This is a genomic window from Amycolatopsis sp. cmx-4-61 (genome assembly GCF_046548775.1).
In the GTDB taxonomy this organism is placed as follows: domain Bacteria; phylum Actinomycetota; class Actinomycetes; order Mycobacteriales; family Pseudonocardiaceae; genus Amycolatopsis.
The window spans coordinates 1,119,093-1,132,417 of record NZ_JAEBEI010000001.1 but is presented as its reverse complement, the minus strand read 5'-3'; the positions used below and the strand labels follow the sequence as shown (position 1 = coordinate 1,132,417).

General features: G+C 71.9%; 10 protein-coding genes. 6 read left to right on the top strand and 4 right to left on the bottom strand.

The annotated features are described in order from the left end of the window. The 4 genes from ACLJOU_RS05595 to ssd form a co-directional block, all read right to left on the bottom strand. Entirely contained in the window at positions 1-717 is a 717-nt protein-coding gene (locus tag ACLJOU_RS05595; RefSeq protein ID WP_410563764.1) for a type II secretion system F family protein, read from the bottom strand. Then, positions 714-1,472 (bottom strand): type II secretion system F family protein, encoded by a 759-nt coding sequence (locus tag ACLJOU_RS05590; RefSeq protein WP_410563763.1) that lies wholly within the window; start codon positions 1,470-1,472, stop codon positions 714-716. Before ACLJOU_RS05590 ends, ACLJOU_RS05595 begins: the two co-directional genes overlap by 4 nt. 64 nt (positions 1,473-1,536) lie before the next feature. After that, a complete protein-coding gene (locus tag ACLJOU_RS05585) occupies positions 1,537-2,688 on the bottom strand; it encodes a TadA family conjugal transfer-associated ATPase (protein WP_410563761.1) in 1,152 nt (383 codons plus the stop codon). A gap of 277 nt (positions 2,689-2,965) precedes the next feature. After that, on the bottom strand, positions 2,966-4,033 hold the full coding sequence (gene ssd, locus ACLJOU_RS05580; RefSeq protein ID WP_410563759.1) for a septum site-determining protein Ssd: 1,068 nt from the start codon (positions 4,031-4,033) through the stop codon (positions 2,966-2,968). Between the two features lie 592 nt (positions 4,034-4,625). Here ssd and ACLJOU_RS05575 point away from each other — a divergent pair. From ACLJOU_RS05575 to ACLJOU_RS05550, 6 genes are all read left to right on the top strand, one after another. After that, the gene (locus tag ACLJOU_RS05575; protein ID WP_410563757.1) at positions 4,626-5,456 is read left to right on the top strand and encodes an HAD family hydrolase; all 831 of its coding nucleotides are present in this window, start codon (positions 4,626-4,628) and stop codon (positions 5,454-5,456) included. Between the two features lie 847 nt (positions 5,457-6,303). After that, on the top strand, positions 6,304-8,061 hold the full coding sequence (locus ACLJOU_RS05570) for a glycoside hydrolase family 3 protein (RefSeq protein ID WP_410564746.1): 1,758 nt from the start codon (positions 6,304-6,306) through the stop codon (positions 8,059-8,061). Beyond that, positions 8,058-9,314, top strand: coding sequence for an exo-beta-N-acetylmuramidase NamZ domain-containing protein (locus ACLJOU_RS05565; RefSeq protein WP_410563754.1), 1,257 nt, complete (start codon positions 8,058-8,060; stop codon positions 9,312-9,314). The genes ACLJOU_RS05570 and ACLJOU_RS05565 overlap by 4 nt, the downstream gene beginning before the upstream one ends. Positions 9,315-9,360: 46 nt before the next feature. Beyond that, positions 9,361-11,091: a serine hydrolase gene (locus ACLJOU_RS05560; protein ID WP_410564744.1), complete on the top strand. Its 1,731-nt coding sequence runs from the start codon at positions 9,361-9,363 to the stop codon at positions 11,089-11,091. 211 nt (positions 11,092-11,302) lie between these two features. Continuing rightward, complete coding sequence (locus ACLJOU_RS05555) at positions 11,303-12,304, top strand: MurR/RpiR family transcriptional regulator (protein ID WP_410563751.1); 1,002 nt, start codon at positions 11,303-11,305, stop codon at positions 12,302-12,304. 23 nt (positions 12,305-12,327) lie between these two features. Then, a complete protein-coding gene (locus tag ACLJOU_RS05550) occupies positions 12,328-13,257 on the top strand; it encodes an N-acetylmuramic acid 6-phosphate etherase (protein ID WP_410563749.1) in 930 nt (309 codons plus the stop codon). Positions 13,258-13,325 lie beyond the last annotated feature (68 nt).

Sequence of the window (13,325 nt, the reverse complement as noted above, 5' to 3'; positions counted from 1 at the left end):
TCAGAAGAGCGGACCGAGCCGTCCCGCGAGGCCGAGGACGACCGGCAGCACGCCGAGGCAGAAGAAGGCGGGCAGGAAGCACAGCCCGACCGGTAGAGCGAGCGCCACGCCGGCCCGTTCCGCGCGTTCCTCGGCTTCGGTGGCCAGCTCGTCGCGGAAGCGTCCGGCGAGGTCGCCCGCCGCCGTGGCGAACGCCGCGCCCGACCGGGACGTCCGGATCGCCGCGGCTGCCAGCTCCCCCAGGCCCGGGACGGCTTGCACCGGCGCCCAGGCCTCGTCCGGCCGGGAGCCGAAGGCGAGCAACCCGGCCGTCGAGCTCAGCGCCGCCCTCGCGACCGCGGGCGCCGTGCCGGCCACGGCCTCCAGGGCCGAGGGCACCGGCAGCCCGGCGCGCAGGCAGGCGGCGAGGAGGTCGAGCGTTCCCGCCAGCCGCAGCTTGGCCGCGATGTCCACGACCGCCGGGCGCGGACGGCGGCCACGGCGGATCGCCCACCACCCGGTCGCCGTCACGATTGTGCCGGCCACCACCCCGGCGAACCCGCCGACCAGCACCGCCGCCGAGACGCCACCCACCGTCGCCGCGATGTGCGGGATCGCGCGGTACACCTTGCGGACGGGCTGCGGGTCGCCGAAAAGCCGGTCGAAACGCCGTGCGATGGCTTCGTCCGGCCAACTCAGCACCGCCCCGGCGAAGAGCAGGAGCGCGATGGCGGTCACCGGATCCGCACCCGTCCGGTCAGGGCCCGGCACCAGGCCGTTCCCGCCCAGAGCAGGACGCACCCGGCGACCAGCAGCACTTGACCGGTTGGGCTGCCGATCAGCACGGGCAGTGGAGCCGCGCCCATGGCCTGGCCGAGCAGCACGCACAGCACCGGGAGCCCGGTGAGCACCGCCGCGCTCGCCCGTGGCCCGGCCAGCTTGGTGCGCATCCGGCGGCCGAACGCCAGACCGGCCTCGGCGTCGCGACGGGCCGAGTCGAGGACGTCGGCCATCGGGAGGCCGTGCCGCTTGCCCAGCGTCCAGGCCGCAGCCAGCTGAGGCAGAGCCGGTGCGCGCAACTCGGTGTCGAGCCGGGCCGCCGTCGCCAGGGCGCGGAGTTCGCCCGCGACGGCCGGGACCACGTCCGCGGCGGCCTCCGCCGCCGTGACCGGGTGCGCACCGGATCGGAGCTCGGCCACCATGGTCCGCAACGCGGTCGCGGTGTGCGCGGCCAGCGCGAGCTCCGCGGTGGCCCGGCGGTGGGCTCGCCACTCCTGGTGCCACGCCAGTGTCAGCGCGACGGCGGCGAGCGCGCCGCCGACTCCCGCGAGCAAGCCGGCAAAAGCGGCCGGGAGCAGCCAGCGAAAGATGCGCCACACCTCGGGGATGCGGACGGTGGCCGGTGGCTCGACCGCCACCTGGAGCCGGTTCGGCGCGGCGGGCCAGCACGCCAGAGCCGCGCCGGCGCAGAGCAAGGACCACGGGGCGATCACGGCCGCCTCCTTCGGAGGCGCGGGAAAGCGTTCAGCAGCACCGAAATCCGCACCAGCAAGAGGCTCAGCACGCGATCGCCCCCGACGTCGCGAAGAGGTGGCGATCGACCGTCCACCGGCCCGCGCGCCACACCGGCACGACCCGGGCCCGGCCGTGTTCGGCGCGGAGCACGCCGACCTCGGCGAGCCGCCGGCGGCCGCCTGGCTCGCGCCGCATGTGCAGCACCACGCGGATCGCGGCGACGAGCTGGCTGTGCACGGCTTCACGGCCGAGGCCGCCGAGCGCGGCCAGTGCCTCGATGCGGGCGGGCACCTCGGCCGGGGAGTTGGCGTGCACGGTGCAAGCGCCACCGTCGTGGCCGGTGTTCAGCGCCGTGAGGAGCGCGCCGACCTCGGCGCCGCGGACCTCGCCGACCACCAGCCGGTCGGGACGCATGCGCAGCGCCTGGCGCACGAGCTCGGGCAGGCCGACCGTCCCGGCACCCTCCACATTGGGCGGACGGGCGACGAGACCGACGAACTGCGGGTGCGCGGGCTGCAGCTCGCCGGCGTCCTCGACGCAGACGATCCGTTCACCCGGATCGACCGCGCCGAGCAGGGCGGCGAGGAGCGTGGTCTTGCCCGCGCCCGTGCCGCCGGTGACGAGGAACGCCATCCGCCTCGAGACGACGGTGCGGAGGAGTTTCGCGCCGGCTTCGTCGAACGCGCCGAGCTTCTCCAGGGTGGCGAGGTCGTGCGTCGCCGGCCGGAGGACGCGGAGGGACAGGCAGGTGCCGGCGGCCGCGATCGGCGGGAGGACGGCGTGCACGCGGATCCGGCCGTGGGGACCGGCGCCGGGCAGCCAGCCGTCGACGTAGGGCTGCGCGTCGTCGAGGCGCCGTCCGGCCGCGAGGGCGAGGCGCTGGGCCAGGCGGCGGACGGACTCTTCGCCGGTGAAGTGGATGCCGGTGCGGACGAGGCCTTGCGGGCCGTCCGTCCAGACTTCATGTGGGCCGGTGACGAGCACGTCGGTGGTAGCCGGATCCTCGAGGAGCGGCGCCAAGGGGCCGGCGCCGACGAACTCGTCACGGGCCCGGCGGGCCGCGTCGAGGACGGCGTCGTGGCCGAGGACGCCGCCTGCTTCGGCACGGACGGCGGTTGCGACGGCGACCGGATCGGCCTGACGGCGGTCGCCGGCGAGGCGGTTGCGGACGCGGTCCACGAAGTCGATGGTCATGGATTCACCTGCCTTGCTCGACAGCTGCCGGGGTGGTGACCGCTTGCCGCGGTGACGCGGGTGCCCGAGGACGGCTGGGGAGGTGGCTCCGGATGCGGCCGCGAAGGATCGGTGCCCCGCTGCGCGAGGCGGGTTCCGGGCCCCGGCGGCTCGGGCGGAAGCAATGTCGAAAAGCTCGCCGCGGTGCCCGGGCCGCGGCTCAGGAGGGTCAGCACCGTCGGCAGCAGCAGCTCGGCCACTCTGGTCGGAGCGCTCGTGGGGCGGAGGTCGCCGGGCGTCATCGGGTGGCCGCCTGAGCTTCGCGGCGGGCGATCGCCAGGATGTCGGTCGCCGCCTTGGCCAACGGCCCCTTGCGCTTCACCGGGAACTCGCCGCGCTCCAGCGCGGCCCACAAGCCGCGCTCCGGAGGCATGGCGGCCATCAGGGGCGGCCCGAGGAGCGCGGCCGTGCGGACGGCCGGATCCTTCGAGTGTCCACAAGTGACCACGCCGATGCGGGCCGTCAGTTTCGACAGCCGGTTCAGCACCTTCTTCGCCGCCAGGCACGCCCGGATCTCCAGCGGCACCACCAGCAGCACCAGGTCCGCCCGCAGCACCACCTCCTCGGCCGCCTCGCCGAGGGTGCGCGGGAGGTCGCACACCACCGTGCGGCCCGACCGGCGACCGGCCGACAGGATCGCCGACAGCGACTCGGCCGCCGGGCCTTCGCCTTCGGGCGCGCACGTCAGCACCGGCAGGCTGCCGCCGCGGTGCCTTCGCTGCGGCAGGGACGCGGCCAGTGACGACACCGACGCGCGGCCGCTCAGCCGTACGTCCGGCCAGCGCGCTCCGGGTGTCTTTTCCAGACTGAGCAACACGTCCAGGCCGCCGCTGAGCGGGTCGCAGTCGACCAGCAGCGCGCCACCCGGGTCGCAGTCGGCCGTCAGCGCCAACGTCGCCGCGAACACGGACGCGCCCGCACCGCCCCGGCCGCCGACCACGCCGAGCACCAGACCCGGTTGCTCCGCCGGTGTCTCGACGACGTCGGCGAACGCGCCGGCGAGCGCGGTCTCTTCGTCGGGCAACGAGATCACGCGCTCGGCGCCGACGCGGAACGCGTGCTCCCACGTCTCCGGGCCCGGGCTGCCCTTGCAGACCAGGACGATCCCGCCGCGCCGCGGCAGTACGGGTGGCAGCCGCGCGGTTTCTTCGTCGAGGACCACCAGCGGCGCGCGGGCCCAGTGCCCGCCCGCCGCGATCAGGTCCGGGGCCCGGTCGAGTTCGCAGCCCGCGACCGCGGCCACCCGCAGTATCTCGTCGAGCACGGTTTCGTCCGCGGCGATCACCAGCGGTCGTTGCCCCGTCATGCGTTCCTCCCCCGTCGTCGGTGCGGGCCGTGGGTGGCCCGGCTTCCACCGTCGCGGGCGGGGGCGGTGGGGCACAACGGGGCGGGAGGCCGGCTGTGGACAACCGGGGTGTTGTGGACAACTGCCGCGCACGGACCGGCTCGCGGACGGTTCCGTCGGTGGGGTGTGGCAGGATCCCGGCCCGCCCGCGACGCATCTGCGGCGGAAAATGGGCACCGATATCCGCACGACGTGATTCCGGAAATCGGCGAAGGTAAGCGGAAGGTAAGAACGCCGGCGCGAAAGCGGAATCCACCCGGCGCGAAAGCCGGAAAAGGCAAACGGAAGGTAAGAGGGCGGCCCCCGCCAGGGGGGAGGGACGGGGGCCGCCGTGGGTTCAGCCCCGGGGGGTCGGACTGAACCGGCCCGGTTGGACACCGGGCTCCCTCACTGTAACTCCGCCCGGCGCCGGTTCGCGCACCGGATGAGGCACACAGTTCGGTAACGGCACAGCGCGCCCGAAGTGCCTGCCTGTAATGGATTTTCCGCCCGGCGCGGGGCGCGCGTGGTGGATCAACGGGACGCGCCTCGATCAAGCTCCTATCCTGGGCGGGTGGCCGAACCGAGCAGCGCCCCGTCGCGCATCCGGAAGCCGGGCCCGGAGCACGCGGTGGCCGCGTTCTTCGACCTGGACAAGACGATCATCGCTTCCTCGAGCGCACTGGCGTTCAGCAAGCCCCTCTTGAAAGAAGGATTGATCAATCGTCGCGCGGCGTTGCGAAGCGCCTACGCCCAGCTGGTGTTCTCACTCTCGGGTGCGGACGAGAACAAAACCGAGCGGCTGCGCGCCGAAGTTTCCGCGTTGTGCGCCGGCTGGGACGTCGCCCAGGTGTCGGCGATCGTCCGCGAAACCCTGCACGACGTCGTCGACCCGCTCGTGTACGCCGAGGCGGCCGAGCTGATCGCCCGCCACCGCGAGGACGGCCACGACGTGATCGTGCTGTCGGCGACCGGCGAAGAGGTCGTCGCACCGGTGGCGGAGATGCTCGGCGCGACCCGCAGCGTCGCCACGCGGATGCAGATCGTCGACGGCCGCTACTCCGGCGAAGTCGACTTCTACTGCTACGGGGCCAACAAAGCCGTCGCCGCGAAGCAGCTCGCCGCGACCCACGGTTACGACCTCGCGGAGTGCTTCGCGTACACGGATTCGAGCACCGACATCCCGCTGCTCGAGGTCGTCGGGCACCCGCACGCGGTCAACCCGGACAAGCTCCTGCGGCGCGAAGCGCTCGACCGCGGCTGGCCGATCCTGGCCTTCGACCGCCCGATGTCGCTGCGCACCCGGATCCCGACGCGGTCGGCCGGGATGGTCGCGCTCGGCGTCGGCGCGGTGGCCGCCGGGGCGACCTGGTACGGCCTCAACCGCCGCCGTCGGTCCCGGTAGCCGTCGACCACCACCCACACGGCCGTACGACCTCATCTTTGCTTGGCCCAGCCCCGAATTGTCCGTCGCGCAGGGTGCCGGTGTCACCCGATCCAGCCTCTGTACCGGTGCACCCGTCCGCGCACTTGAAGTGACCCGGCTCACGGCGTAGAAAGTAGGTGCGGACGTTCGGTCGGCCAGGGAACAGGTAGAAGAGAAGCCTGTTCCACCCCGGCAAACCTCCGTGCGCGGACTCCGGGTACCCACGCGCAGCGCGCCGCGGGAGGCTCGTCGTCTAGGGACTGCGTAGTGGGACGCCACACGCCGAGTCCATGTAGGTACGACCAGAGTTGCACGCTTGGTCGCCCGAGATGTTCGCGCTTGCAGGCGGCGCCCGTGACCCTTCGGTCACGGGCGCCGCCTCGTCCATGTGGGGGTACGCCGGGCTTCACGCGTGATCGAAGAGGCATTACGCGTGATTGAAGAGCCATCACGTGTGATTGGCGGGCCATCACGCGTGATCAGAGGGTCATCTCATGTGATCGGGAGCGGATCTCGCGTGAGCGGGGACGGAACTCCCGTGACTGGGACGGGACTCGCGTGACTGGGGACGGGACTCGCGGGGGTGGGGCCACCCGTTCGGACCTGGGGGCGGGCGGCGAACGGGGGGCTTTCTTACCGATCCGGGTACGACTGGGCCGTTCGTGCGGTCGGTCGATGGACATCACCGGATTCGGTGAGTAGCTTCCCGATACTGGCGCCTCCGAGTGGACTTCTGACGTCCCGACCGGCGCCCGCTACTTCTGGGAGGCTGGTCGTGACGACCCGAAATCGGAGGTTCCATGCGCTCGCCCTGCCCGTCGCGGGGATGCTCGCCTTCACCGGTGTGGGTGTCGCGACCGCGGCGAGCGCACCGCGGGTGAGCGCGGACGCACAAGCCGAGGCCGCGGCGACGCAGGCGCTGCGGGGGCTGACGCTCGAGCAGAAGGTGGGACAGCTGTTCGTCACCTGGGTGAACGGCAAGACCGCCGACGAGGTCAACCCGAAGAACCAGAGCGACTTCGGCGTCGACACCCCCGCGCAGGTCATCGAGAAGTACCACCTCGGCGGCGTCATCTACTTCAACAACGCCACGCGCGACAACTTCGACGACCCCGTGCAGGTCGCGAAGCTGTCCAACGGCCTCCAGAGAGCCGCCGTCACCAGCGGGGCGCACATCCCGCTGCAGATCGCCGCCGACCAGGAAGGCGGCACGGTCACGCGGATGGGGGCGCCGGCCACCGAGTTCCCGAACGCCATGGCCATCTCCGCCGGCCGGGACACCGGCCGCGCGACGCAGGCCGCGACCATCCTCGGCCGCGAACTGCGGGCCGTCGGCATCAACCAGGACTTCGCGCCCGATTCGGACGTCAACTCCAACCCCGTCAACCCGGTCATCGGCGTGCGGTCCTTCTCCGGGCAACCGGGCCTGGCCAGCGACTTCGTCCGGGCCGAGGTCCGGGGCTTCCAGGACTCCGGCTTCCCGACGAAGACCGTGGCGGCGACGGCCAAGCACTTCCCCGGGCACGGCGCCGCGCCGACCGACAGCCACACCGGGCTGCCGCGGATCGACAGCACCGAGGCGCAGTGGCGGGCCACCGACGTGCCGCCGTTCAAGGCCGCGATCGCGGCCGGCGTCGACTCGATCATGAGCGCGCACATCCAGTTCCCGAGCCTCGACCCGTCGCTCGAACCCGCGACGCTGTCGAAGCCGATCATCACCGACCGCCTGCGCAACGAGCTCGGCTACCACGGCGTCGTGATCACCGACTCCCTCGAGATGGAGGGGGTGCGCAAGCTGCACACCGACGCCGAAATCCCGGTGCTCGCGCTCAAGGCGGGCGTCGACCAGCTGCTCATGCCGGTGCACCTGGACGTCGCCATCAACTCGGTCCTCGCCGCCGTTAAGTCCGGGGACATCCCGATGCGGCGGATCGACCAGAGCGTGCTGCGCGTGCTCACGCTCAAGTTCAAGCGCGGGATCCTGTTCTCGCCGTTCGTGGACCCGGGCAAGGTCATGCAGACCGTCGGCATCCCGTCGAGCCTCGCGACCGCGCAGGACATCGCCGACCGCGGCATCACCGCCATCTCGAACGACGCCGGGCTCCTGCCCCTGAAGCAGAAGCCCGCGACGACGCTCGTCACCGGCTGGGGCGTCTCGACGACGGCGACCCTCGCGCAGAAGCTGACGGCCCACGGCACCGCCGCGACGGCCTACCAAACGGGCCAGACGCCGACGGACGCCCAGATCGCACAGGCCGTCGCTCAGGCGCAGAGCGCGGACCTCGTCGTCGTGCTGACGAACAACATCGCCACCTACCCCCTGCAGACGAAGTTGCTCGACGCGCTGCAGGCCACCGGGAAGCCGGTCGTCGCGGTCGCCGCGCAGATCCCGTACGACGCCGGTTACCCGAGCGCCGTGCGGACCTGGCTCGCGACCTACGGCTACATCGGGCCGACCCTGGAAGCGCTGGCCAAGGTGATCCTCGGCGAGACGAAGCCGGTCGGGAAACTGCCGGTCGACATCCCGGCGGGCGCGGACGTGCAGACCGTGAAGTACCCCTTCGGCCACGGGCTGACCTGGTGAACCTCAACCGGCGCCACTTCCTCGGCGCGAGCGCGCTCGCCGTCCCGGCGCTGGCGGGCGGCTCCGCCGTGGCCGGGGCGCAACCGGAGCAGGCCGAAGGCCACGGCCGCGTGCTCACCGGCGCGGAGCAGCTGGCCGCGCAGGGCTGGCAGCCGCTCAAGGGCCGCAAGCTGGGCGTGCTGTCCAACCCGACCGGCGTCCTGCTGAACGGCGACCACATCGTCGACTCGATGGTGGCCGCCGGGGTGAAACCGGTGGCCGCCTTCGGCCCCGAGCACGGCTTCCGCGGCAGCGCGCAGGCCGGCGGCTCCGAAGGCGACTACACCGACCCTCGCACCGGCATACCCGTCTACGACGCGTACGGCGCCGACGCGACGAAGCTCGCTTCGCTGTTCACCAAGGCCGGCGTCGACACGGTCGTGTTCGACATCGCCGACGTCGGCGCCCGCTTCTACACCTACATCTGGTCGCTCTACACCGCGATGGCGGCCGCCGCGAAGGCGAACGCCGCCCTCGTCGTGCTGGACCGGCCCAACCCGCTGGGCGGCCGGGCGGCCGGGCCGGTGCTCGACCCGAAGTTCGCTTCCGGGATCGGGCGGCAGCCGATCGCCCAGCAGCACGGCATGACCGTCGGCGAGCTCGCCCGCTTCTTCGCCGGAGAGTTCTTGCCGGACGAAGCAGGGAAGCTCGACGTCGTCCGGGTCCGCGGCTGGCAGCGCGACACGCTCTTCGCGCGGACCGGGCTGAACTGGGTGCTGCCGAGCCCGAACATGCCGACGCCGGACACCGCGCTCGTCTACCCGGGCACCGGGATGTTCGAGGGCACGGTGTTCTCCGAGGGCCGGGGCACGACCCGGCCGTTCGAGATCATCGGCGCGCCCGGGCTCGACTGGCGCTGGCGGGAGAAGCTCGAGGACCTCGCCCTGCCGGGCGCCCGGTTCCGCGAGACGTACTTCGTCCCCACGTTCAGCAAGTTCGTCAACCAGACGTGCGGGGGCGTGCAGGTGAGCGTCGAGGACCCGCGGGCCTTCGACGCGATCCGGACCGCGGTCGCCATGCTCGTCACGGCGAAGGCGCTGCACCCCGACGTGTTCGCCTGGCGGCCGGACAACTACATCGACAAGCTGTCCGGGTCCGACCGGCTCCGGACCATGGTCGACGCCGGCGCGGGCGTCGACGAGGTCACCGGCGCCTGGCGGGCCGAGCTGGCCGAGTTCGACCGGAGACGTCGCCACTACCTGCTCTACCGCTGAGGGGGAACTCGTGCGTGCTAGGAAGGTCCTCGTCGCGGCCACCGGAGTGCTGGTCGCCCTGACCACATTGACCGTGTCCGACTCTGGAGCCAGCGCCATCACCAGCCACGATCCGGCGGCCGGCCGCTTCGACCGGCCGCAGCAGGGGTTCGCCCCGCCGTGGACGACGCTGCGCGACGGACCACCGCGGGACGTCCACCTGGACCCGGCGCCGATCAAGGCGGCCGAGGACTTCCTGGCGAGCTGGACCCGGCCGGACACTTCCGGGCACCCGCACTTCTCCGGGGCGGTGGGCCTGCTCGCGCACGACGGCGTCGTCGTCGACCGGTACGCGGTCGGCGGGGCGCTGCGGTACGCCGACGCCCAGGGCACCGAGCTGCCCGCGGACCAGCAGGTCCCGATGAAGAACGACACGATCTTCGACATGGCTTCGATCTCGAAGCTGTTCACCTCGATCGCCGTGCTCCAGCTCGTCGAGCGCGGCCAGTTCACCATCGACACGCCGGTCAGCCGCTTCTTCCCCGAGTTCGCGACCGGCGACAAGGCCGCCATCACGGTCAAGATGCTGCTCACGCACACCTCCGGCTTCGATGCGGACCCGATCCCGTCGCTGTGGGCCGGCTACCCGGACATCCCGTCGCGCCGGCAGGCGGTGCTGGACAGCCCGCTGAAGAACAAGCCCGGGACGACGTACCTCTACTCGGACATCAACCTGCTGACGCTGGGCTTCATCGTCGAGAAGCTGACCGGGCAGTCCCTCGACAAGGTCGTGCACGACCGGATCACCGCGCCGCTCGGCATGGCCGACACCGGGTACAACCCGCCCGCCGCGAAGCTGAACCGGATCGCCGCGACGGAGTTCGAGGCGAACCCGCCGCGCGGGCTGGTGCGCGGCAGCGTGCACGACGAGAACGCCTGGTCGCTCGGCGGCGTCGCCGGGCACGCCGGCGTGTTCAGCACGGCGGGCGACATGGCCACCCTGGCCCAGACGATCCTCAACGGCGGCAGCTACCGCGGGCACCGGATCCTGCGGCAGGAGACCGTCCGGCAGCTGCTGACGAACTACAACCAGCAGTTCCCGGACAACTCGCACGGCCTCGGCTTCGAGCTCGACCAGCCCTGGTACATGGGCGCGCTGGCGTCGCCGGTCACCGCCGGGCACACCGGCTACACCGGAACGACGCTGGTCATCGACCCGGAATCGCGCTCGTTCGCGATCCTGCTGACCAACCGGGTGCACCCGACCCGGAACTGGGGCTCGATCAACACCGCCCGCCAGGTCTGGGCGACGTCGCTGGCCCGGGCCATGGCGGTGCGGCCGGTGGCCGGGAAGGACGCTTGGACGAGCACACTGGGTAACGCCAGCGTGGCCACGCTGAGCACCCGGCCGTTCACTACGCATAGTGATCAAGCGCGCGTCTCGTTCGCTGCCTTCGTGGACACCGAGGGCAGCAGTGATCCACTTCAGCTGCAGGCCAGCACCGACGGCGTTAACTGGCAACCGGTCGCTCTGGCGGTTTCCGGACCGGGGGCACCCTCCGGAACCGTGACGTCGCTCTCCGGACACGGGCACCGCGCCTGGTGGCGGGCGGTGGGCACGCTGCCGCAGGGCGCGACGGTCAGCCTCCGCTGGCGTTACAGCACCGACCCGAGTTACACCGGAAGAGGCGTTTCGGTGGACGGTGTGAAAGTCACCGAGGGCGGCCGATCACTTCTCGACGGTGAACGGGACCCGGCAATTTTCGTCGCAGAGGGTTGGCAGCTGAGCTCTCGGTGACCGATCGGTCGCCCACCGTCGACCGCGCGGCCGAATTTACCGTCCGCTTGCTGCTTGCACCGCGACACTAAGTTGCCAAGTCGTTAGCTTGACCTCGTTAACAAGGTCGACCTGGTTGGCGACTTTCTGGTCAGTGATTAATCGCAAATCCAGATCCGCAGACACGGACGGGTTGCGATCCGACCGAAGGGTGTGGGTAGCCTTGTCACAGATGCCAACGGTTAGTAACTTTCCGACGGTGAGTGATACCGAATCCGTAGTCGACTCGGCACCGTCCGAGGCCGTATCGGTCCAACCGGCCGTGCGGGACGCCGACTCCAGCCCGCTGGTGCGGATCCGGTCGCTGCTCCCCGGCCTGGCCCGCGCCGAGCAGCGCGTGGCCAAGGTGGTGCTGGAAGACCCCGCGTCCGTCGCGCGGCGCAGCATCACCGAGGTGGCCCTGGCCGCCAACACGAGCGAGACCACGGTGACGCGGTTCTGCAAGGCCGTCGGGGTCGGCGGCTACCCGCAGCTGCGCATCGCGCTGGCCGCGGACACCGCCCGCACCGAGGCGCGCACCACGCGCAACCTCGGCGGCGAGATCGGCCCGGAGGACGACCTGGCCGCCGTGATCGGCAAGGTCAGCTTCGCCGACGCGCGCGCCGTCGAGGAGACGGCCGACCAGCTCGAAGTCGCCACGCTGCAGAAGGTGATCGAGGTCGTCGCGAGCGCCGGCCGCGTGGACGTCTACGGCGTGGGCGCCAGCGCGTTCGTCGCCGCCGACCTGCAGCAGAAGCTGCACCGCATCGGCCGCGTGTGCTTCGCGTGGTCGGACACGCACATCATGCTCACCTCGGCCGCGGTGCTGAGCCCCGGTGACGTCGCGATCGGCGTCTCGCACACCGGCGCGACCACCGACACTGTCGAGGCGCTGCGCGTGGCCCGCGAGCACGGCGCGATCACCATCGCCGTGACGAACTTCCCGCGCTCGCCGATCACCGAGGTCTCCGACCACGTTTTGACGACCGCGGCCCGGGAAACCACGTTCCGATCGGGCGCCACGGCGAGCCGCATCGCCCAGCTCACCGTCATCGACTGCCTGTTCATCGGCGTCGCGCAGCGGCACATGGACGCGTCGGTCAGCGCACTGGACGCGACCCGGGACGCAGTGGGCTCCCACCGCTTGGGGGTCAGGCCGGACGGTCGTCGCCGTCCGCGGGAAACCGGCAAGTAATGGCCGGAGAAAATGTGAGGCGCATGATGACCGTCCCCGTGCAGGCGGTGCACGTCGATTCGCCGACCGAGACCCGCAATCCCCGCACCCAGGACATCGACCTGATGTCCACCGCGGGGATCCTGGGCGCGATCAACGCCGAGGACCGCACGGTCCCCGGTGCCGTGGCCGCGGTGCTGCCCCAGGTGGCGCGCGCGGTCGACTACGCGGTGGACGCCCTGCGGGCCGGCGGCCGGGTGCACTACGTCGGCGCGGGCACGTCCGGGCGCCTGGCGACCCTGGACGCGGCCGAGCTGGTGCCGACGTTCAACGTGCCGGGCGACTGGTTCATCGCGCACCACGCCGGCGGCGAGCGCGCGTTGCGGCACGCCGTCGAAAACGCGGAGGACGACTCGGCGGCGGGGGCCGCGGAGATGGCCGCGATGGTCCAGCCGGGCGACTTCGTGCTGGGGCTGACGGCGTCGGGCAGGACGCCCTACGTGCTGGGCGCGCTGCTGGCCGCGTCGCGCCTGGGCGCCCGCACCGGCCTGGTGTCGGGCAACCCGAAGGCCGCCAAGCCGGCGGGCGTCGACGTGCTCATCGCCGTCGACACCGGCCCGGAGGCGATCGCCGGCTCGACCCGGATGAAGGCGGGCACGGCGCAGAAGATGATCCTGACGTCGTTCTCCACCGCGACGATGATCAAGCTGGGCCGGACCTACTCCAACCTGATGGTCAGCATGCGGGCCACTAACGCCAAGCTGCGCGGCCGGACCATCCGGATCCTGCAGGAAGCCACCGGTATGACGATGGCGGACTGCTCGGACGCGCTCACCGAGGCCGGGGGCGACCTCAAGGTGGCGCTGGTGCACCTGCTTTCCGGCGAGGACGTGCCGAACGCCGCCCAGGCGCTGCACGCGTCCGGCGGGCACGTGCGGAAGGCGTTGGACACTCTCCGGGTGCGCGCGAGCTGATGGCTTTCGGGGGCTCCGGGTGCGGAGCCCCCGGCGCGAAGCCCCGGCGGTCACTGTCCTTCATCTGT